The organism is Rugamonas aquatica (assembly GCF_009380215.1).
Lineage (GTDB): Bacteria > Pseudomonadota > Gammaproteobacteria > Burkholderiales > Burkholderiaceae_D > Rugamonas > Rugamonas aquatica_B.
The window spans coordinates 44859-64576 of the sequence record NZ_WHUG01000013.1; the positions used below are offsets into that span (position 1 = coordinate 44859).

Sequence of the window (19718 nt, forward strand, 5' to 3'; positions counted from 1 at the left end):
GTGCTTAGCTTACACGCGTTCGATAATGCCCGCAGCGCCCATGCCTGCGCCTACGCACATGGTGACCATGCCGTATTTCAGGTTGTTGCGGCGCAGTGCGTGCACCACGGTCGCAGCGCGGATCGCGCCGGTCGCGCCCAGCGGGTGGCCCAGAGCGATCGCGCCGCCCATTGGGTTGACCTTGGCTGGATCCAGACCCAGATCGCCGATCACGGCCAGTGCCTGTGCCGCGAACGCTTCGTTCAGTTCGATCCAGTCCAGTTGGTCCTGGGTGATGCCGGCAGCTTTGCACGCATCAGGAATCGCGAACTTAGGACCGATGCCCATGATTTCCGGTGGCACGCCTTTGACGGCGAACGACGAGAACTTGGCCAGCGGGGTCAGGTTGTGCTCGCGCAGGAATTTCTCCGACACGACCAGCAGCGCGCCAGCGCCGTCGGACATCTGCGACGAGTTGGCGGCAGTGACCGAACCCTTGGCGGCAAACACCGGCTTCAGCTTGGACAGCGATTCCACGGTCGAATCGGCACGTGCGCCTTCGTCGGTATCGACGGTGCGGGTCTTGATCTTGATTTCGCCCGAAGCCAGGTCAGGCGTGCGGGTGATGATCTCGACCGGAGTGGTCTCGTCCTTGAAGAAACCGGCCTGCTGCGCGGCGATGGCGCGGCGGTGCGATTCAACAGCGAACGCGTCCTGCGCTTCGCGCGAGATTTTCCATTGGGTCGCCACTTTTTCAGCGGTCAGGCCCATGCCGTAGGCCATGCCGACGTTTTCGTCGGTGAACATGTTCAGGTTCATCGATGGGTGGTGGCCCATCATCGGCACCATCGACATCGATTCAACACCGCCGGCGATCATCGCATCGGCTTCGCCAACGCGGATGCGGTCGGCAGCCATGGCCAGCGCGGTGATGCCCGATGCGCAGTAGCGGTTGATGGTGACGCCGCCGATGGTCTTAGGCAGGCCGGCCAGCAGCACCGATTGACGGGCGATGTTGAAGCCCTGTTCCGCTTCCGGGAACGAGCAGCCGATGATGGCGTCGGTAATCAGCGCCGGGTCCAGGCCAGGCGCTTGCGCCAGGGCCGATTGCAGCACGCGCACCAGCAGGTCGTCCGGGCGGGTCTTGTTGAACATGCCGCGCGGCGCCTTGCCGATCGGGGTGCGGGTGGCAGAGACGATGTATGCGTCTTGAATTTGTTTGCTCATTTTGTTCTTTCGAAAATTTTTGATCGAAGACTATGCGGAACTAGGAAGCCCGCTTCTCGGATAAATACCAATCCACTTGAACCTGTGCGGCCAGCGTGCCGGCGGCGTCGAAGATGTCGACTTCCACCGGGAACGCCACCTTGCCCTGCTCTTTCAGCTCGGCCTTCAGCGCGGCCAGATCGCCAGGGACGCGGCCTTCGGCGCGCGTGGCGCCCTTGGCTACTTTCTGGTACTGGATGCGCGATTCCTTGGCGACCGGGCGCAAGCCCAGGATCAGCTCCGCGAAGCCGCCAGCCATGGCCGCGCCGGAGGCCGTTTCGGCCAGCGTGAACAAGGCCCCGGCGTGCTGCGTGCCCAGGTGGTTATTGAGCTTCGGGTCTTCCGGCATCGACACTTTCGAAGTGCCTCTGCCGATCTCGTCGATCCTGATCCCCAGCAAGCGCACGAAGGGCAAGGTATCCATCATCTGTTGCTTGATACGGTCATACACCATGCTAGGCCTCACGCGCAGTAAAACTCTAAATACGAACTTCAGGATCGACACGCAGTTCCCCGACTATGGATTAGTTGCGGACTGGCTTACCGGTCTGCATCATGCCCATGATGCGTTCCTGGGTCTTCGGATGGTTCAGCAGTTCCAGGAAAGCTTTGCGCTCCATGTCCAGGAACCACTGCTCGTTCACGAACGAACCCTGGTCGATATCGCCGCCCGACACGATCTCGGCGATCATCTCGCCCAGCTTGAAGTCGTGCGCGGAGATGAAGCCGCCGTCGCGCATATTGACCAGCTGTGCCTTGATGGTGCCGTAGCCGTAACGGCCGGTCACTTGCACAGGCGTCTTCAGCGGTGGACGATAGCCCTTGTCGAACATGGCGCGCGCTTCAACCTTGGCGACGTGCAGCAGTTCGTAAGGGTTGAACACGATCACGTCGTCTTCCTTCAGGTAGCCCATGGCTTGCGCTTCCAGTGCCGACTTCGACACGTTGGCGGTAGCGGCATTGGTGAAACCGGTTTTCAGGAATTGCAGGATGTCGTTGCCCTTGGCTTCCTTGAACGCGCGCACTGCCGCTTCTTTCAAGCCGCCGCCCGCAGGGATCAGGCCGACGCCCACTTCCACCAGGCCGATGTACGATTCGATCGAGGCCACGCGCTTGGAAGCGTGCAGCGCCATTTCGCAACCGCCGCCCAGCGCAAGGCCAGCAACAGCAGCCACCACCGGCACGTTCGAATATTTCATCGCCATGAAGGTGTCTTGCAGTTCGCGGATGATAGGGTCGACCGCTTTCGCGCCGCCCTGCATGAACGCAGGCAGTGCCGATTGCAGGTCGGCGCCGGCCGAGAACGCGCCGCCGTCGGCTGCGTCCGCGCTCCAGATCACCAGGCCCTTGAAGTTCTTCTCGGCTTCGGCCAGTGCTTTGCGGAAGCCGGCGATCACGCCCGGGCTGATAACATGCATCTTGGTTTTCAGCGAGATCACCAGGACGTCGTCGCCCGAGTGCCACAGGCGGACGTCGTCGTCTTCGTGCACGGTGGTGCCGGCGGTGCGGCCATCGATGGCGCCCGAACCCAGCACCGGTGCGCGGAATGCCTGACGGTCGTAGACGGCCAGCGACGAGCGCGGCACGAACGATTTCGAGACTGCGGACCACGAACCTTCGGCAGTATGGACGCCGCCTTTTTCAGCGACCGGACCTTCGAATACCCAGGCTGGCAGCGGTGCGTTGCACAGTGCGTGGCCGGCTTCGATGTCTTCCTTGACCCACTGGGCCACTTGCGACCAGCCCGCGGCTTGCCACGTTTCGAACGGGCCGACGTTCCAGCCGAAGCCCCAGCGCATGGCGAAGTCGATGTCGCGCGCGTTGTCGGCCACGGTGTCCAGGTGGATCGCGATGTAGTGGAAAGCGTCGCGGAAGATCGCCCACAGGAACTGGCCTTGTGGGTTGGTCGATTCGCGCAGGGCCTTCATCTTCTTGACCGGATCTTTTTCCTTCAAGATGCGGGCAACGATGTCGGCAGCCTTGCCGCCGCCGGTGACGTATTCGCCGGTGGCGAAGTCCAGGCGTTGGATCTCTTTACCAACTTTTTTGTAGAAGCCCGCGCCGGACTTTTGGCCCAGCGCGCCTTTTTCTACCAGGCCCGCCAGCACGGCTGGAGTCTTGTAGACAGCGGCGAACGGATCGTTCGGGAGGTAGTCTTGCATGGTCTTGATGACATGACCCATGGTGTCCAGGCCGACCACGTCCGCGGTGCGGAAGGTGCCCGACTTGGCGCGGCCCAGCTTGGCGCCGGTCAGATCGTCGACCACGTCCACGGACAGGCCGAATTTCTCGGCTTCGTGCACGATCGCCAGGATGCCGAACACGCCGACGCGGTTGGCGATGAAGTTAGGCGTATCTTTGGCGCGTACCACGCCCTTGCCCAGGGTGGTGGTCAGGAAGCCTTCCAGCTGGTCGGAAATTTCCGGCTTGGTGAACTCGGTCGGGATGATTTCGACCAGGTGCATATAGCGCGGCGGGTTGAAGAAGTGCACGCCGCAGTAGCGCGATTTCAGGTCGGCGTCGAAGCCTTCGGACAGCTTGGTGATCGACAGGCCCGAGGTGTTCGAGGCGAAGATCGCGTTGGCGGCGATGTGCGGAGCGACCTTCTTGTACAGGTCGTGCTTCCAGTCCATGCGCTCGGCGATGGCTTCGATGATCAGATCGCACTCGGCCAGCTTGGCCAGGTCGTCTTCGTAGTTGGCTACTTCGATCAGCGCGGCGTGGTCCTTATTGCCCAGTGGTGCAGGCGACAGTTTTTTCAGGTTCTCGATGGCGCGCAGCACGATGCCGTTCTTCGGGCCTTCCTTCGCAGGCAGGTCGAACAGCACCACAGGCACTTTGGCGTTGACGCAATGAGCGGCGATTTGCGCGCCCATCACGCCGGCGCCCAGCACGGCTACTTTTTTAACGATGAAATTGGTCATGTCGTTTCCTCTAGGTTCTTAGAACAGGTCGGCGTCGAGTGCCATCAGGTTGGCGGAGCCCGAACGTGCCTGGCGAATCAAGGTTGCAGTTTCTGGCTGCAGGCGAGCGAAGTAGAAGCGCGCCGTGGCCAGCTTGGCTTTGTAGAAATTGTCGCCGCTGTCTTCTTTGGCCAGGGCGATTTTCGCCATCTGTGCGAAGAAGTAGCTGTACACCATGTGGCCGACCACGCGCAGGTAAGGTACGCATGCCGCGCCGACTTCGTCCGGGTTCTGGAAGGCTTTCATGCCGATTTCCATCGTCAGCTTGGTGACTTTGTCGCCCAGGTCGCCCAGCGGGGTGACGAATTCGCTCATCGCTTCGTCGGTGCCGTTGTCTTCCACGAAGGCTTTGATCTTCTCGCCGAACTTGCGCAGCTTGGCGCCGTTGTCGCCCAGGATCTTACGGCCCAGCAGGTCCAGCGACTGGATGGTGTTGGTGCCTTCGTAGATCAGGTTGATGCGGGCGTCGCGCACGTACTGCTCCATGCCCCACTCGGAGATGTAGCCGTGGCCGCCGAACACTTGCATCGCTTCCGAAGTGGCGATCCAGGCGTTGTCGGTGATGAAGGCCTTGACGATAGGGGTCAGCAGCGCGACTTCGTCGGCGGCTTCCTTGCGTACTTCTTCGTCTGGGTGGTGCAGTTCGCGGTCGATCTGCAGCGCCACGTACGAAGTGAAAGCGCGCGCGCCTTCGGCGTAGGCCTTGCCGGTCAACAGCATGCGGCGCACGTCAGGGTGGACGATGATCGGGTCGGCCGGCATTTCCGGATTTTTCACGCCCGACAGCGAACGCATCTGGATGCGGTCCTTGGCGTAGATCAGCGCGTTCTGGTAAGCGATCTCGGTCAGGCCCAGCGACTGCATGCCCACGCCCAGACGGGCCGCGTTCATGAACACGAACATGGCGTTCAAGCCTTTGTTCGGCTGGCCGATGATCCAGCCACGGGCGCCGTCCAGATTCATCTGGCAGGTCGAGTTGCCGTGGATGCCCATTTTTTCTTCGATGGCGCCGCAGGTGATCGGGTTGCGTTCGCCGATGGTGCCGTCCGCCTTCGGCAGGAACTTAGGCACCAGGAACAGCGAAATGCCTTTCGAGCCTTCCGGTGCGTCCGGCACGCGGGCCAGCACCAGGTGCAGGATGTTTTCAGCCATGTCGTGTTCACCGGCCGAGATGAAGATCTTGTTGCCGGTGATGAGCCACGAGCCGTCTTCCTGTGGCAGCGCTTTCGAGCGCAGCATGCCCAGGTCGGTGCCGCAGTGCGGTTCGGTCAGGCACATGGTGCCGGTCCACTCGCCGGAAACCAGCTTAGGCAGGTAGACTTCCTTCTGGTGGTCGGTGCCGTGTTCTTTCAGGCACTCATAGGCGCCGTGCGACAGGCCCGGGTACATGGTCCAGGCCTGGTTGGCCGAGTTCAGCATTTCGTAGAACGAGTTGTTCAGCACGACCGGCAGGCCCTGGCCGCCGAATTGCGGATCGCAGGCCAGCGCAGCCCAGCCGCCGTCAACGTACTGCTTGTACGCTTCCTTGAAGCCTTTTGGAGTGGTCACGGTGTGGTTGGTCGCGTCGTGCTTGCAGCCTTCGCGGTCGCCCGAGTGGTTCAGCGGGAACAGCACTTCAGCGGTGAACTTGCCGCCTTCTTCCAACACCTGATTGATGATGTCGGCATCGACTTCGGCATAATCCGGCAGCGATTTCAGTTCTTCTTCCACTTTCAGGAACTCGTGCAGAACGAATTGCATATCCCGGATTGGCGCGACGTATTGACCCATGATTTTCTCCTGATGACTTTTGTAGTGACTACGAAATTGATTAAATTAGTGCTGCGGCTTTATTGCTGCGCCACCACCGCGGACGGCGATTGCGGATTGCGATAGGTTTCGATCAAGCGCTCGAAGCCGATGCCCGCCCGGCCCAGGCTGCCCGGAATGCGCAGGAAGCGCGCATCGTGGTGCAATGCCAGGATCAGGCCATACATCTCGTACACCAGCTGCTGCGGGTCGGTATCTGCCTTCAGGTCGCCGGACTCGATGCACTGCTGCACGCAGCGCAGCAGCGCGCCCTGCCAGGCGCCAACCATGGCCATCAGCTCTTCACGGATCGGCCCCGGACGGTCGTCATACTCGACCGCGCCGCTGATGTAGATGCAGCCCGAGGCCACTTCCACACTGACCCGCTTGACCCAGCGCGCGAACATCGACTTGAGCCGCTGGATGCCGCGCGGCTCTTTGACGCTAGGGAAAAACACTTCCTGCTCGAAACGATGGTGGTACAGCTTGAGTACTTCCAACTGCAAATCTTCGCGCGATCCGAAGTGCGCAAACACGCCGGATTTACTCATGTTCATCTTATCCGCGAGCAATCCTATGGTCAGGCCTTCCAGACCATCCCGGCTGGCCAGGTCCAGCGCCACGTCGAGGATTGCGGCACGGGTGAGTTCACCTTTGCGCATAAATTTAGTTGAGGTATTAATAAGATTGCATCCCAAAGTAAAATTTAATCATGGAGAAAAGAGCATTTTGCTCCAGTTAAATTTACTCCGTGTGAAAAGAATTGCGAACGCTCGTACTATTATCCACTGGGTGGTAAATGTCAAACAGTACCGTTAGAGGTGGCGTTCTATTGCTGCGTCGCAGCAATACGGGGCGGCAACTTGCTTAGAGTTTGCCCAGCAGACGGCGGTCGCGCTTGGTCGGCCGCCCTTTGAAATCCGCGCTCGGTTCGCGGAACATCTTGCGTTGTTCGGCCACGGTGGCGCGGCGCTCGACGCTGGCGTCGGTCTCTTCGTAGAGGTTGCGGGCGATGGGCGCGGCGGCCCGCACGTCGGACAAATTCATCACATCGACCTCCCAGCGGTCGGAGCCATTGTCGATGTCCAGCGTGTCGCCGATGCGCACGGCGCGCGCCGGTTTGACCTTGTCGCCGCCCAGCTTGACCTTGCCGTTATCGACCGCCTCGGTGGCCAGCGAGCGGGTCTTGAAGAAGCGCGCGGCCCACAGCCATTTATCCAGTCTGACACTTTCGCTCAAGCGTATTTCCCCACTGCGAAAACCCGCATCGCCATCTTGTACGCGAAGAACGCGATCTCGTAGCCGATGCGGCGGAAGCGGCCGACGTGCTCGAAATCAGCGTAGTCGACCACCACGCCGTCGGCGATGGCGGCCTCGATATGCTGGCGCAGGCTGAGCGCGAAGGCCGCATCCTTGATCACCACATTCGCTTCCTGGTTCAAAAACAGGCTCAAGCCGTCCACATTGCTGGAGCCCACGGTCGCCCAGTCGTCGTCGATCACCGCCACCTTGGCGTGCAACTGGGTCTTGTGATATTCCACCACTTTGACGCCGGCCGCAAGCAGCTTCGGGTAGAAGGAATGCGCGACCGCGTCCTGCAGCCAGATTTCGCCGACGCCGATCAGCAGCGTCACCTCGACGCCGCGCTCGGCGGCGGCGGCCAGCGCGTGGCGGAACCTGGCGCCCGGCGCGAAATACGGATTGGCCAGCAGCACGCTCTTGCGGGCGCGGCCCAGCGCATGCATGTAGGCGCGCTGTATCGTTCTGCGGTTGCGAAAGTTGTCGCGCACCACGAAGCCGGCCTGCACCATGTTTTCGCGGGCGATCTTGTTCACCTTGCGCATGTCGCGGAACAGGCCGATGCGTTTGATCAGACCCAGCTTGCCCAGCCGGCGCCACTGGGTCTGCGCTTCCAGCTGAATCGCCGCCACCAGCGGGCCGCGCACCTGCACCGCGAAATCCCAGCGCGGCGCCGACAGCTGGCGGCTGTGGTCGTAGTCGCAGAACATGTCGTCGTTGATGTTGATGCCGCCGACAAAGGCGATCTCGCGGTCGGTCACGCAGATCTTGCGGTGGGTGCGCGTGACGCCGCGCTTGAACCACGGATTGAACATGCGGTGCTCGACGCCGGCGGCCGCCAGGTCCGCATGCATGGCGTTGATCTGCCGGCGGCCTGTGCCCCACCAGTCGGTAATCATCCGCACCTGCACGCCGCGCTGCGCCGCGCCCTTCAGCGCCGCCAGCACCCGCTGGCCGGTGTCGTCGGCGGCAAAGATATAGGTTTCGAAATACACCTCGTACTGCGCCGCGTCGATGGCGGCTATCAGCGCCGGAAAGAAGTCGGTGCCGGTATGCAGCAGCCTGACTTCGTTATCGGCGAGGAAGTTCACAGTACGCATGGGTCGCTCAGGCCAGTTCCAGATTGGCGACGATGGGCGCGTGGTCGGACAGCTTGGCCCACAGGCTGCCGTGCATCACCTCCGCCGCGTCGACCTTGAAGCCGCGCACGTAGATGCGGTCCAGCCGGAAAAACGGCAGCGCGGCCGGAAAGGTGCGGGCCGGGTTGACGCTGGACTTGCGGCGCAAGGTGCGCACGATCTCGTCCAGCGCCGAGGTCGAGCCGATCTGGTCGAAGGCCTCGACCACGCCGAGCGCGTTGCGCAGCTCGCCGCTGAGAGTGTTGCGCCAGTCGTTGAAATCGCCGGCGATGATGACCGGCTCGCCGTTCGGCGCGGACTGGCGCACGGCCGCGATCAGCGCCTGGGTCTGGCGCCGGCGCCCCGCTTCGAACAGGCCCAGGTGCACCACATAGCAGTGCACGGTGCCGCGCGGCGTCTCCAGCACGCAGTGCAGGATGCCGCGCTGTTCGTAGGCATGGTCGGAAACGTCGTGGTTGGCCTGGTTGGCGATCGGGAAGGCGCTCAGCAGCGCGTTGCCGTGGTGGCCGTGGTCGTAGATCGCGTTCATGCCATAGGCGGCGTGGGCGTGGCGCGACTCGCCGGCAAAGTACTCGTGCTGCGCGGCGGCCGGCCAATGCTTGTGGCCCAGATGCTCGGCGCCGTACTTGGCGGCGTTCAAGTCATGCTTGCCCTGGACCTCTTGCAAAAAAACCACATCGGCGTCGAACAGGCCGATCGCCTGCTTCAGCGCCAGCACCCGCGGCTCGCTGCGGATGGCGGACACGCCCTTGTGGATGTTGTAGGTCGCGACTCGGATTTTCATGCAGCTATTCTAACCCTGAGTCCGCGGTTGCGGCGTACGCCGCCGCACACAGCGCCGGTCAGAGCACGGCCACCACGTGGTGGTCGGCGTTGACACCGACCAGCACCACATCCTGCGCGCCGGCGCCGGCCTGGACGCCGCCTGACATCGAGGCCACCGTCTGGATCACCGTGGATTCGTAGCCGATGATGCTGGTGCTCTGGTTGACGCCGTCGAGCAGCGTGCGCGCGGTGGCGGCGGCCGCGTTACCGGCATAGCTTGCCTGCTCGGTCGGGGTGTCCAGCAGCGCCGTGAAGTTGGAGGCGATCACCAGGCGGTTGTTGACCAGCGCGCCGTCCAGCAAGCCCTGCGGCGTGGTATTGCCTTCCGCGCCGGCCATGATGTTGAGCGCCGCCACGCCGTGCGACAGGCCGGCGTCGAGCGCGTTGGTCCAGTAGGTCCAGCCTTCCCCGTCCGGCGTGCGGCCCAGCAGGTGGGCATAGATGGCGGCGACGAAATCGTGGTTGGTGCCGTGGTACAGCGCGGCCGATTCGGTGCTGTTGCCGAAGCTGTCCACCAGCGCCTTGATGGTGGCGTTGGTGGCGTAGGCGCTGACGAAGGCCAGCGTGGCGGTGGGCGCCTGGGCGGTCTTGAGCTGGTTGACCATCGCGCCCAGGCCGGCGGCGTCGGCCGGACGGCCGAAATAGGCCACGTAAAACTTCTGCGCCAGCGCGACATACTGGGCCTGGACCGGATCGTTGTCCACGCTGGCCAGGTTGAGCGACATGGTGCCGTCGGCAAAGGCCAGGCGTTCGATGTTGCTCAGGCTGTCGCTCTGGCCGGCGTCGGTGCGCGACGCCACCGTGTAGCCGCTGCCGCCGGCCGTCACCGTGTAGTTGCTGAAGTTGCCCGTGTAGACGGCGGTGTCGATGCCGGTGCCGCCGTCGATGGTGTTGTGGCCGCCGTTGCCCTGCAGGCGGTTGGCGCTGCTGTTGCCGATCAGCGTATCGTCGCCGCTGCCGCCGGTGGCGTTTTCTATCACCGTACCGTAGGCGATGGCCAGGTTGTTGGTGCCGTTGTAGGTGCCGATCGGCGGCGGCGTCTGCCAATTGATGCCGGCGCCGGTGTCGGATGGAATACGGATCGACGAGTAATGGCCCTGCTGCAGATCGATCACCGAACCGTTGCTGAAGTTGGAGACCGAAATGGTGTCGTTGCCGCCCGCATCCCAGATGGTGCTCAGGAACGGCGTGGACGGGTCGAAGGTGTAGACATCGTTGCCGGTGTGGTAGGTGGTGTTGGCGCCATACAGGTATTGCATCGCCGCGATATCGTCCAGCATCGGCGAGTTCGGCACCACGTTGTAGGATTTCCACGAGGCCGAGTTGGCGGTCTCGGTGACGTCGACGAACTTGCTGTTGGGCGCGTCGGTGTAGGCCATCAGCGAATACTGGCGGTTGGCGCGCGCCAGGTCGACCGGCGTATCTTCAAACGGGTGCTTCAAGCCCAGCGCGTGGCCCAGCTCGTGGACCAGGGACATGTAGTTGTACGAACCCACCGACCAGTCGCTGTTGCTGAGCGCGCCGTCCGCGTCGGTGCTGACCCAGACGTCGCCGCCGGACGGATAGGTGCTGTTCGGATAGTTGGCCCAGCCCCAGGCGCCGCCGCCGCCGCTGGCGTCCTGCGTGGCCGAGGTCCACGCAAAGCGGATGTCGCCGACCAGCAGGGTGCTGTCGGTGGTCTGCAGCGGCTTGATGTTGGCGACGTTGGCCCAGGCTTGCAGCGCGGTCTGCGCCGCGGCCTGCTGGGTCGCATCGAAGCCGTAGTGCTGGCTGGCGTGCGGCTCGTCCAGGTCGGAATAGCTGCCGCCGCCGGGGCCGCTGAACACCGCCGAGCTGTTGGTGGTGAACGGGAAGCTGTAGGTGACGGTGACGCCGCTGCCGACCGCCCCACCCCATTTGACGCCGCCCAGCAGGGCGTCAATGATCAGGTTGCCGGAATCTTTGACCGAGGTGGTAGGGCTGGACGAGGTCGGGGTGCTCATAGTGGTTCTCCTGGGAAGCCACCAAGCGCGGCCTGTCTTCCAATTTTATGCAAAAAAACCGGAAAGCACAGGAAACACGCGGCCTGGAGGATCATGATTTTGGGCAATGTTTCCGTAATTGTAATACAGCCTCGGCGTTGGACGAAGAGAAACAACGGTCGGCCGCCTCCAGGTAAGGCAGCCAGACGTGGTTCAGGTGTTCGCGCGGCGCCAGCTTGATGGCGATGTCGCGCGGGACTTCGACGCTGAAGACGTGCTCGGTGTTTTCCGTCACGCCCGGCGCATAGCGGTGGCGCCAGACCGGATAGATGGTGTAGACATTGGACAGCCGCCAGTCGCGCAGCACGATATGCTCGCCGTCGGCGACGATGCCGGTTTCCTCGAACAGCTCACGGCGTGCGGTGTCCATCAGCGGCTCGTCGGGCGCGTCCAGCGAGCCGGTCACGGACTGCCAATAGCCGGGCCGGTCGGCGCGCTCGATCAGCAGCACTTGCAGGTCGGCCGTGTGGATCACCACCAGCACCGACTCAGGGATCTTGTAAGGCTTCATGTCGGATAAAAGAAAAGGCGCCGAAGCGCCCTTTCCATTGCGTTATCAGCCAGCCACTTTCGGCTCGGCGGCGCGCAGACGGATGTGCAGTTCTTTCAACTGCTTCTCGTCCACTTCCGACGGTGCCTGGGTCAGCAGGCACTGGGCGCGCTGGGTTTTCGGGAAGGCGATCACGTCGCGGATCGAATCGGACTTGGTCATCAAGGTCACGATACGGTCCAGGCCGAAGGCCAGGCCGCCGTGCGGAGGCGCGCCGTATTGCAGCGCGTCCAGCAGGAAGCCGAACTTCAGGCGGGCTTCGTCGGCGTCGATCTTCAGCGCGCGGAACACTTTCGACTGCACTTCTTCGCGGTGGATACGGATCGAACCGCCGCCCAGTTCCCAGCCGTTCAGCACCATGTCGTAGGCCTTGGCGATGCAGGCGCCCGGATTGGTTTCCAGCATGTCTTCATGGCCGTCTTTCGGCGCCGTGAATGGATGGTGGGTCGCGGTCCAGCGGTCGGCTTCTTCGTCGTATTCGAACATCGGGAAGTCCACCACCCACAGCGGCGACCAGACGTCGTCGAACAGGCCGGCTTTCTTGCCGAATTCCGAATGGCCGATCTTGACGCGCAACGCGCCGATGGCGTCGTTGACCACCTTGGCCTTGTCCGCACCGAAGAAGATCAGGTCGCCGTCTTCGGCGCCGGTCAGTTCCAGCACCTTGGCCAGCGCGGCGTCGTGCAGGTTCTTGACGATAGGCGATTGCAGACCGTCGCGGCCCTTGGCCTTCTCGTTGACCTTGATGTAAGCCAGGCCGCGCGCGCCATAGATGGCGACGAACTGGGTGTAGGCGTCGATTTCCGAACGTGGCATGTCGCCGCCCTTCGGTACGCGCAGGCCGACCACACGGCCGTTAGGCATGTTGGCGGCGCCCGAGAACACCTTGAAGTCGACGTCTTTCATCACTTCGGTCAGGTCGGTGAACGACAGCTTGACGCGCATGTCCGGCTTGTCCGAACCGTATTTGCCCATGGCTTCGGCGAAGTCCATCACCGGGAACGGGTTAGGCAGTTCGACGTTCATGGTGTTGCGGAACACCTTGCGGATCATGTCTTCGAACAGATCGCGGATTTCCTGTTCGGTCAGGAACGAGGTTTCGCAGTCGATCTGGGTGAATTCAGGCTGGCGGTCGGCGCGCAGGTCTTCGTCGCGGAAGCACTTGGTGATCTGGTAGTAACGGTCGAAGTTGGCGACCATCAGCAGCTGCTTGAACAGCTGCGGCGATTGCGGCAGCGCGAAGAAGTTGCCGGCGTTGACACGCGACGGCACCAGGTAGTCGCGCGCGCCTTCCGGGGTCGACTTGGTCAGCATCGGGGTTTCGATGTCGATGAAGCCCAGGTCGTCGAGGTACTTGCGCACTTCCATCGTGACCTTGTAGCGCAGGCGCAGGTTGTTCTGCATCTGTGGACGACGCAGGTCCAGCACGCGGTGGGTCAGGCGGGTGGTTTCGGACAGGTTGTCGTCATCCAGCTGGAATGGCACGGCCACGGAGGCGTTCAGCACTTCCAGTTCGGAGCAGACCACTTCGATCTTGCCCGATTTCAGGTTGGCGTTGACGGTGCCGGCCAGGCGGTCCTTGACCACGCCGGTCACGCGCAGGCAGAACTCGTTACGCACGGCTTCGGCCGCCTTGAATACTTCCGCCTGCTCCGGATTGCAAACGATCTGCACCAGGCCTTCGCGGTCGCGCAGGTCGATGAAGATCACGCCACCGTGGTCGCGGCGACGATGTACCCAGCCGCACAGGCTGACAGTTTGGCCAAGCAGCGCTTCAGTGGTGAGGCCGCAGTAGTGAGTACGCATTGAGGACATGTTTATTTCTCGGTTCAGGTTAAGTTACTCAGTTAATCTATTTTTTAATCTATTTTATTTGCTGGCGATCTCGATGGCCTTGGGCGCGTCTTCCGGCGCCACCACACCCATCGAGACGATGTACTTCAGCGCCGCATCGACGGACATGTCGAGCTCGACCACGTCCTTGCGCGCCATCATCAGGAAAAAGCCCGACGTCGGATTCGGCGTGGTCGGGATGTAGACGCTGACGTAGTCGCCCACCAGATGATTCTTGACATCGCCGCCGGGGGTGCCGGTCAGGAAGGCGATGGTGTACGAGTTCTGGTGCGGGTAGGGAATCAGCACCGCCTTGCGGAAGGCATTGCCCGACGACGAGAACAGCGTATCCGACACCTGCTTGACGCTGGAATACAGCGAGCTGACGACCGGAATGCGGGTCAGCAGTTTTTCCCACAGCTTGACCACGTAGTTGCCGACCAGGTTGTTGGTCAGCAGGCCGGTCAGGAACACGATCAGGATCGTCAGCACCGTGCCCAGGCCGGGAATGTCGAAGCCGATCAGGGTACGCGGCTGCCAGCGTTCCGGCACGAACAGCAGGGACTGGTCCATGGTGCTGATGACTAGGTTCAGCACCCAGGCGGTAATCGCCAGGGGAACCAGGATCAGCAAGCCGGTAATGAAATATTTACGCATCGATTACTCTTCGAGTGGGTGGTGCTGCGGGGTGCTTCGGTCCGAATTCAGTCCGACTTCGTGCCGCTGCCGGCGGCAGGGGCAGCTGCCGGCGCCGGCGTATCCGCCGAAGCGGCGGGCGCGGCCGGTCCGGTCGCGGTGCCAGTCGCCGGCGGCGTACCGCCACGGAAATCGGTCACATACCAGCCCGAACCTTTCAACTGGAAACCAGCGGCGGTCAGTTGTTTCTTAAACGTCTCTTTGCCGCACGACAGGCAAACAGTCAGCTGCGGGTCGGAAATCTTCTGCAAGACGTCCTTGGCAAAACCACATGCCTCGCAGCGGTAGGCGTAGATCGGCATCTATTACTCCGCAAAAATCATCAAAACCCTGAATTATAAAGCTTTTTACCGGGCGCTTGCCTGTTTCCTGTGGCCAAGAGCAGACGGAGGGCCGCGATTAATCGATTTCATCCGCAAAATCTATTCGTCAATTGTCGCAGGACATGATTAAATATGGCCTGAAACACGCCGATTTCCCAATCCCTGAATCGCCGTCTTAACGTTGCCCCGGACTACGCACCATCGCCACCGAACTATGATTGGGAAACATAATGAAAAAACACTTTTATGCCGGCATCCTGGCCTTCACCCTGGCCTCCCCCGCTTTCGCCGCATCCACCTTCCTTCAGCCGTCCACACCGGACCAGCCGCTGCGTAGCCGCGCCGTGCTGTCCTGCATGGCGCTGCTGGTGGGCCTGCATGCCTACAACCGTCGCTTCAAAAAACAAAGGCGGCATGGCTTGCAGATGATCGCACCGGACTGAGTCCTCCGGCGCCTCATCCCCGGCGGCGCCACACCATCCACCGCTCCTTGCCCTCGAACACGGGAATCGAATCGCCGACGGCGTCGTCGGCGATGCACTCGAAGTCCGCGTCCAGCAAAGCCTGCAACTCGCTGCGGGCGATGCCGAACGGCGGCCCCTTGGCCGCCTCATCGAAGAAAAAATAACCGGCCAACAACGCCCCCGGCGCCAGCAATGCCGCCCAGCGCGCCGCCACCTGCGGCCGCATCGCGCGCGGCAAGGCGCACAGGAAAGCCCGTTCGTAGATCAGTTGCAGCGGCTGCGCCGGCTGCCAGCTGAAGAAATCCGCCTCCACCACGCGCGCCGCGTGCGCGCCGACCGCCGCCTTGCCCGCCGCCACCGCGGCCGGCGAAAAATCGATGGCCACCGCATCCCAGCCCGCGTCGGCCAGCAAGGCCAGCTCGTAGGCCGAGCCGCAACCCGGGATCAGCGTCGCCAGCGGCGCGCTGGCGGCGGCGAACTCGCGCAAGGCCTGCGGCACGCCGCCCCGGTCCCAGGGTGTGAAGTTGCGCTCGAAGCGCTCATCCCAGAACGCCGGCGACATCGGATCGCGCTGTGCGAAATCGACCATGGTCAGACCAGATGCTGCCAGCGCAAATACAGCTGGTACAGCGCCAGGCCGAGGCCGAAGGCGCCGGCAAAGTACACCACAAAGCCCAGCAGGCGGTTGGTGCGCTGCTGTTCGCCGATCAGCACCTTGATGAGCTCGGCGTTATCGGCCGGACGCTCGCCCTGCTGCTCCAGCGCGCGGTGCAGCAAGCGCGGCAGTTGCGGCAGGATGTGGGTGTAGCGCGGCGCTTCCGCCTTCAGGCGCTGCCACATGCCCTGCCAGCCGACCTGCTCGGCCATCCAGTTTTCCAGATAAGGCTTGGCGGTCTTCCACAGGTCCAGGTCGGGATCGAGCTGGCGGCCCAGGCCTTCGATATTGAGCAGCGTCTTTTGCAGCAGCACCAGCTGCGGCTGCACTTCGACGTTGAAGCGGCGCGAAGTCTGGAACAGGCGCAGCAGGATCTGGCCGAAGGAGATGTCCTTCAGCGGCCGGTCGAAGATCGGTTCGCAGCAGGCGCGCACGGCGGACTCCAGCTCGTCGACGCGGGTTTCCTTGGGCGCCCAGCCGGACTCGATGTGCGCCTCGGCCACGCGCTTGTAATCGCGGCGGAAGAAGGCCAGGAAGTTCTGCGACAGGTAATCCTTGTCGAAATCGTTGAGCGTGCCGACGATGCCGAAATCGAGCGCGATATAGCGGCCGAAGGTGGCCGGATCGATGGACACCAGGATGTTCCCCGGATGCATATCGGCGTGGAAGAAACCGTCGCGGAACACCTGCGTGAAGAAGATCTCGACGCCGTCGCTGGACAGTTTTTTCAAGTCCACGCCGGCCGCTTCCAGGCGGTCGATCTGCGACACCGGAATGCCGTGCATGCGCTCCATCACGATCACGCTGTTGGAGCAGTAATCCCAGTGCATCTCCGGCACTAGCAGCAGCTGGGAATCGGCGAAGTTGCGGCGCAGCTGGCTGGCGTTGGCGGCCTCGCGCATCAGGTCCAGCTCGTCGTGCAGATACTTGTCGAACTCGGCGACCACTTCCTTCGGCTTCAGGCGCTTGCTGTCGGCCCAGACGCGGCCTATCCATTCGGCGGCGATGTGCATCAGCGCGACATCCTCGTCGATGGATTTCTTCATGCCCGGACGCAGCACCTTGACCGCCACCTGCTTGCCATCCTTGAGCGTGGCGAAGTGCACCTGCGCGATCGAGGCCGACGCCACCGGCGTGCGCTCGAAGCTGGCGAACAGCTGGTCGGGATGCGCGCCCAGCGATTTGCGGATCTGCGCGATGGCCAGGTCGGAATCGAACGGCGGCACGCGGTCCTGCAGGCGCGACAGTTCCTCGACCAGGTCGGCCGGGATCAGGTCGCGCCGGGTCGACAGCACCTGGCCGAACTTGACGAAGATCGGGCCCAGCTCTTCCAGCGCCATGCGCAGGCGCACGCCGCGCGGCGCCGACAGGTCGCGCCAGAAAAACACCGTGTCGATCAGCTTGGTGATGCGCGGCTTTTTCAAGCCGGAGATGGCGATTTCATCGAGGCCGTACTGCACCGATACCCGCAGGATTTTCAGCAGGCGTAAAAATTTCAACATCATTTGGGATCCAGTTTCTGTGCCAGTTTTTGTTCCAGCCGGGTCAGGCGCTTGGCCGCACGCTCGACATCGTCGCGCAGGCGCACCACGTCGGCCGAGAAGGCTTCCACCACTTGCGGGCGGATCAGCACCGGCTTTTCATCGAGCAGGAATTCGGCGACGTTTTCGGCCAGCTTCTGATGGCCCGTCTTGATCGTCTCGAACGCGGCGCGGGCGCCGGACACCATGCGCACGGCGGCGATCGGGCCGACCACTTTTTCCAGGTCGTGCTCGGCTTCCCAGCGCAGCGACTTGCTGAGGTTGGAGATGGCGTTGGCGAACTCGGCGTCGCCCTCGATCTGCACGTAGGAGAACGCGCGCTCGCGGTTTTGCGCGATCAGCGGCAGGTCGGACAGCTTGACGCGGATGGTCACGCGGGCCGGCTCTTCGGCGGGCGCGGCTTCCAGCATGCCGTCGGCCGTCACGCGCAGGCGCAGCACCAGCGCGCCGGTGTCGATGGCGGCGATCTTGCCGGCGTGGCGCTGCAGTTCCGCGCGCGCCCAGGGCTCCTGCGCCAGCAGGTGGTTGATGGCGGCGCTGGCCGGCGCCGCAGCGGAGAAATTCGGTGGTGTCATTCGTTAACCGTGAAAACAAAAACCGCAAAACAAAACCGCCCGGAAATACGGGCGGTCTCGCAATCTTACCAGTTACCAGCTTGCCTCGCCGTTACGCGAGCTGTTGAATGCCGGCCAGCAGCCAGCCCGAGGCGCCGGAGACAGGCTTGGACAGGTTCCAGACCTCGTTGAACGGCTCGGCCAGCGCATCCGGCGCAGGCTTGATGGTGCCGGTGAACTTGACGCTGGCGAGGTAATCGCTGTCGCTGGTTTCGATGCCCAGCAGCTCGGCTTCGATGGTGACGACGTCGGTGTAATCCTTTTGCGCGCCGCGCTCGGTGATCTGCATCTTCAGCTCGGCAAACACTTCAGGGGTGGTGAATTCGCGGATGTCGGCCGAATCGCCCTTGTCCCAGGCCGCTTGCAGGCGGATGAAGTTGCTCTTGGCCACGCGCAGGAAGGATGGCGCGTCGAAGTCGGCCGGCACGCCCCAAGGCGTGTGGGCGACCGGAGCAGGCTGGGCATAAGACTGCTGCTCAGCTTGCAGGCGCGAACCGATTTCCGGCGTGCCGCTGGCTGGCGGCATCGGGTAGACGTTGTTGCCGCCAAACGCGGCCGGCGCCGCGGCGGCAGGCTGCGAGCGGCTGCGGATCAGGCGGATAACGAAGAACACCGCGCCGGCCAGCAGCGCCAGCATAATCAGCGAACCGAACATGCCGCCCATCGCGCCGCTCAGACCGAAGTGCGAGAACAGCGCGCCGATACCCAGGCCCAGCAGTGCGCCGCCCAGGATGCCCTTCCACGGGCTGGCCGGTTTAGGTGGAATCGCGGCCGGCGGAGCGGCCGGCGTTGGCGCGGCCTGGCGCGGCGCGGCAGGCGCAGGCGCGGCGGCCGGGGGCATGCGGTTGACGCTTTGCGACTGACGTCCGATCGAACGGCCGCCGCCCATCGGACGGGCCAGGGCCTCGCCCAGCATCGACAGTGCGGAGACGGCCAGTACGGTGCCGATCAGGATTTTCTTGATGTTCATGATGTTCCTATCACTACAGTTGACTACAGTTTGATACCGGTGTGTAAAGCGGCCACACCTGCCGTCAGGTTGTAATACGTTACGCGTTCCAGGCCCGCCTCTTCCATCATGGTCTTCAGCGTTTCCTGGTCCGGGTGCATGCGGATCGATTCGGCCAGATAGCGGTAGCTTTCGGCGTCGCCGGCGATCTTCTGGCCCATCCACGGCAAGATCTTGAACGAATACAGATCGTAAGGTTTTTGCAGCGGCTCGGCCACTTTCGAGAATTCCAGCACCAGCAGCTTGCCGCCCGGCTTCAGCACGCGGCGCATTTCCGCCAGCGCCTGGTCCTTGTGGGTCATATTGCGCAGGCCGAAGGCCACGCTGACGCGGTCGAAATAATTGTCAGGGAAAGGCAGCTTTTCAGCGTCGCACAACAATGTGGGGGTCAACAGGCCGCGATTCAAGAGGCGGTCGCGGCCGACGCGCAGCATCGACTCGTTGATATCGGTGAGCCAGACCTCGCCGGTCGGGCCGGCCTGCTTGGCGAACACCTTGGCCAGATCGCCGGTGCCGCCGGCGATGTCCAGGCACTTGAAACCGGGGCGCACGGCGGCGTTAGCGATGGTAAAAGTCTTCCACAGGCGGTGCAGACCGGCCGACATGACGTCGTTCATGATGTCGTACTTGGCGGCGACAGAATGGAAAACCTTAGCGACTTCGCGGACTTTATCGTCTTCCGCGACAGTTTTGTAACCGAAGTGAGTGGTATTGGTCATGATAGGCAGGCCTGTTAGTTTGCCTGCATTATAC

General features: G+C 62.8%; 19 protein-coding genes. 1 reads left to right on the forward strand and 18 read right to left on the reverse strand.

What is annotated here, in order from left to right:
* Positions 1-9 precede the first annotated feature (9 nt).
* The 13 genes from GEV02_RS25035 to GEV02_RS25095 all read right to left on the reverse strand — a co-directional run bounded on the left by GEV02_RS25035 (position 10) and on the right by GEV02_RS25095 (position 14661).
* Positions 10-1206 (reverse strand): acetyl-CoA C-acyltransferase, encoded by a 1197-nt coding sequence (locus GEV02_RS25035; RefSeq protein WP_008444564.1) that lies wholly within the window; start codon positions 1204-1206, stop codon positions 10-12.
* Between the two features lie 40 nt (positions 1207-1246).
* On the reverse strand, positions 1247-1699 hold the full coding sequence (locus tag GEV02_RS25040) for a PaaI family thioesterase (protein WP_152840657.1): 453 nt from the start codon (positions 1697-1699) through the stop codon (positions 1247-1249).
* Between the two features lie 70 nt (positions 1700-1769).
* Positions 1770-4169, reverse strand: a complete 2400-nt coding sequence (locus GEV02_RS25045) for a 3-hydroxyacyl-CoA dehydrogenase/enoyl-CoA hydratase family protein (protein ID WP_152809461.1) — start codon at positions 4167-4169, stop codon at positions 1770-1772.
* Positions 4170-4187: 18 nt separating this feature from the next.
* Positions 4188-5978: an acyl-CoA dehydrogenase C-terminal domain-containing protein gene (locus GEV02_RS25050; RefSeq protein ID WP_152840658.1), complete on the reverse strand. Its 1791-nt coding sequence runs from the start codon at positions 5976-5978 to the stop codon at positions 4188-4190.
* A 59-nt stretch (positions 5979-6037) separates the two neighbouring features.
* A complete protein-coding gene (locus tag GEV02_RS25055; RefSeq protein ID WP_152840659.1) occupies positions 6038-6658 on the reverse strand; it encodes a TetR/AcrR family transcriptional regulator in 621 nt (206 codons plus the stop codon).
* Between the two features lie 205 nt (positions 6659-6863).
* Entirely contained in the window at positions 6864-7235 is a 372-nt protein-coding gene (locus GEV02_RS25060) for an RNA-binding S4 domain-containing protein (protein ID WP_008444559.1), read from the reverse strand.
* Complete coding sequence (gene clsB, locus GEV02_RS25065) at positions 7232-8395, reverse strand: cardiolipin synthase ClsB (RefSeq protein ID WP_152840660.1); 1164 nt, start codon at positions 8393-8395, stop codon at positions 7232-7234. Before clsB ends, GEV02_RS25060 begins: the two co-directional genes overlap by 4 nt.
* Before the next feature lie 7 nt (positions 8396-8402).
* Entirely contained in the window at positions 8403-9218 is an 816-nt protein-coding gene (locus GEV02_RS25070) for an endonuclease/exonuclease/phosphatase family protein (protein WP_152840661.1), read from the reverse strand.
* Between the two features lie 58 nt (positions 9219-9276).
* Entirely contained in the window at positions 9277-11241 is a 1965-nt protein-coding gene (locus GEV02_RS25075; protein WP_152840662.1) for a M10 family metallopeptidase C-terminal domain-containing protein, read from the reverse strand.
* A gap of 91 nt (positions 11242-11332) precedes the next feature.
* Positions 11333-11791, reverse strand: coding sequence for a dihydroneopterin triphosphate diphosphatase (gene nudB, locus GEV02_RS25080; RefSeq protein WP_152840663.1), 459 nt, complete (start codon positions 11789-11791; stop codon positions 11333-11335).
* A 45-nt stretch (positions 11792-11836) separates the two neighbouring features.
* Positions 11837-13636 (reverse strand): aspartate--tRNA ligase, encoded by a 1800-nt coding sequence (aspS, locus tag GEV02_RS25085; protein WP_174999338.1) that lies wholly within the window; start codon positions 13634-13636, stop codon positions 11837-11839.
* 63 nt (positions 13637-13699) lie between these two features.
* Positions 13700-14320 (reverse strand): DUF502 domain-containing protein, encoded by a 621-nt coding sequence (locus GEV02_RS25090; RefSeq protein WP_152840664.1) that lies wholly within the window; start codon positions 14318-14320, stop codon positions 13700-13702.
* A gap of 47 nt (positions 14321-14367) precedes the next feature.
* Positions 14368-14661 (reverse strand): FmdB family zinc ribbon protein, encoded by a 294-nt coding sequence (locus GEV02_RS25095; protein WP_152840665.1) that lies wholly within the window; start codon positions 14659-14661, stop codon positions 14368-14370.
* A 251-nt stretch (positions 14662-14912) separates the two neighbouring features.
* Between GEV02_RS25095 and GEV02_RS25100 the strand changes: the two genes are divergently transcribed.
* Positions 14913-15125 (forward strand): hypothetical protein, encoded by a 213-nt coding sequence (locus GEV02_RS25100; RefSeq protein WP_152840666.1) that lies wholly within the window; start codon positions 14913-14915, stop codon positions 15123-15125.
* A 13-nt stretch (positions 15126-15138) separates the two neighbouring features.
* Here the strand turns inward: GEV02_RS25100 and GEV02_RS25105 are convergent, their stop codons facing one another.
* The 5 genes from GEV02_RS25105 to ubiE form a co-directional block, all read right to left on the reverse strand.
* On the reverse strand, positions 15139-15735 hold the full coding sequence (locus GEV02_RS25105) for a methyltransferase domain-containing protein (protein ID WP_152840667.1): 597 nt from the start codon (positions 15733-15735) through the stop codon (positions 15139-15141).
* Positions 15736-15737: 2 nt separating this feature from the next.
* Positions 15738-17306, reverse strand: a complete 1569-nt coding sequence (ubiB, locus tag GEV02_RS25110) for a ubiquinone biosynthesis regulatory protein kinase UbiB (protein ID WP_152840668.1) — start codon at positions 17304-17306, stop codon at positions 15738-15740.
* A complete protein-coding gene (locus GEV02_RS25115; RefSeq protein WP_152840669.1) occupies positions 17303-17917 on the reverse strand; it encodes a ubiquinone biosynthesis accessory factor UbiJ in 615 nt (204 codons plus the stop codon). Before GEV02_RS25115 ends, ubiB begins: the two co-directional genes overlap by 4 nt.
* A gap of 91 nt (positions 17918-18008) precedes the next feature.
* Positions 18009-18926 carry a Tim44 domain-containing protein gene (locus tag GEV02_RS25120; RefSeq protein WP_152840670.1) on the reverse strand — a complete coding sequence of 306 codons (918 nt, stop codon included), beginning with the start codon at positions 18924-18926 and terminating at the stop codon, positions 18009-18011.
* A gap of 23 nt (positions 18927-18949) precedes the next feature.
* Positions 18950-19684, reverse strand: coding sequence for a bifunctional demethylmenaquinone methyltransferase/2-methoxy-6-polyprenyl-1,4-benzoquinol methylase UbiE (gene ubiE, locus GEV02_RS25125; protein WP_008444534.1), 735 nt, complete (start codon positions 19682-19684; stop codon positions 18950-18952).
* Positions 19685-19718 lie beyond the last annotated feature (34 nt).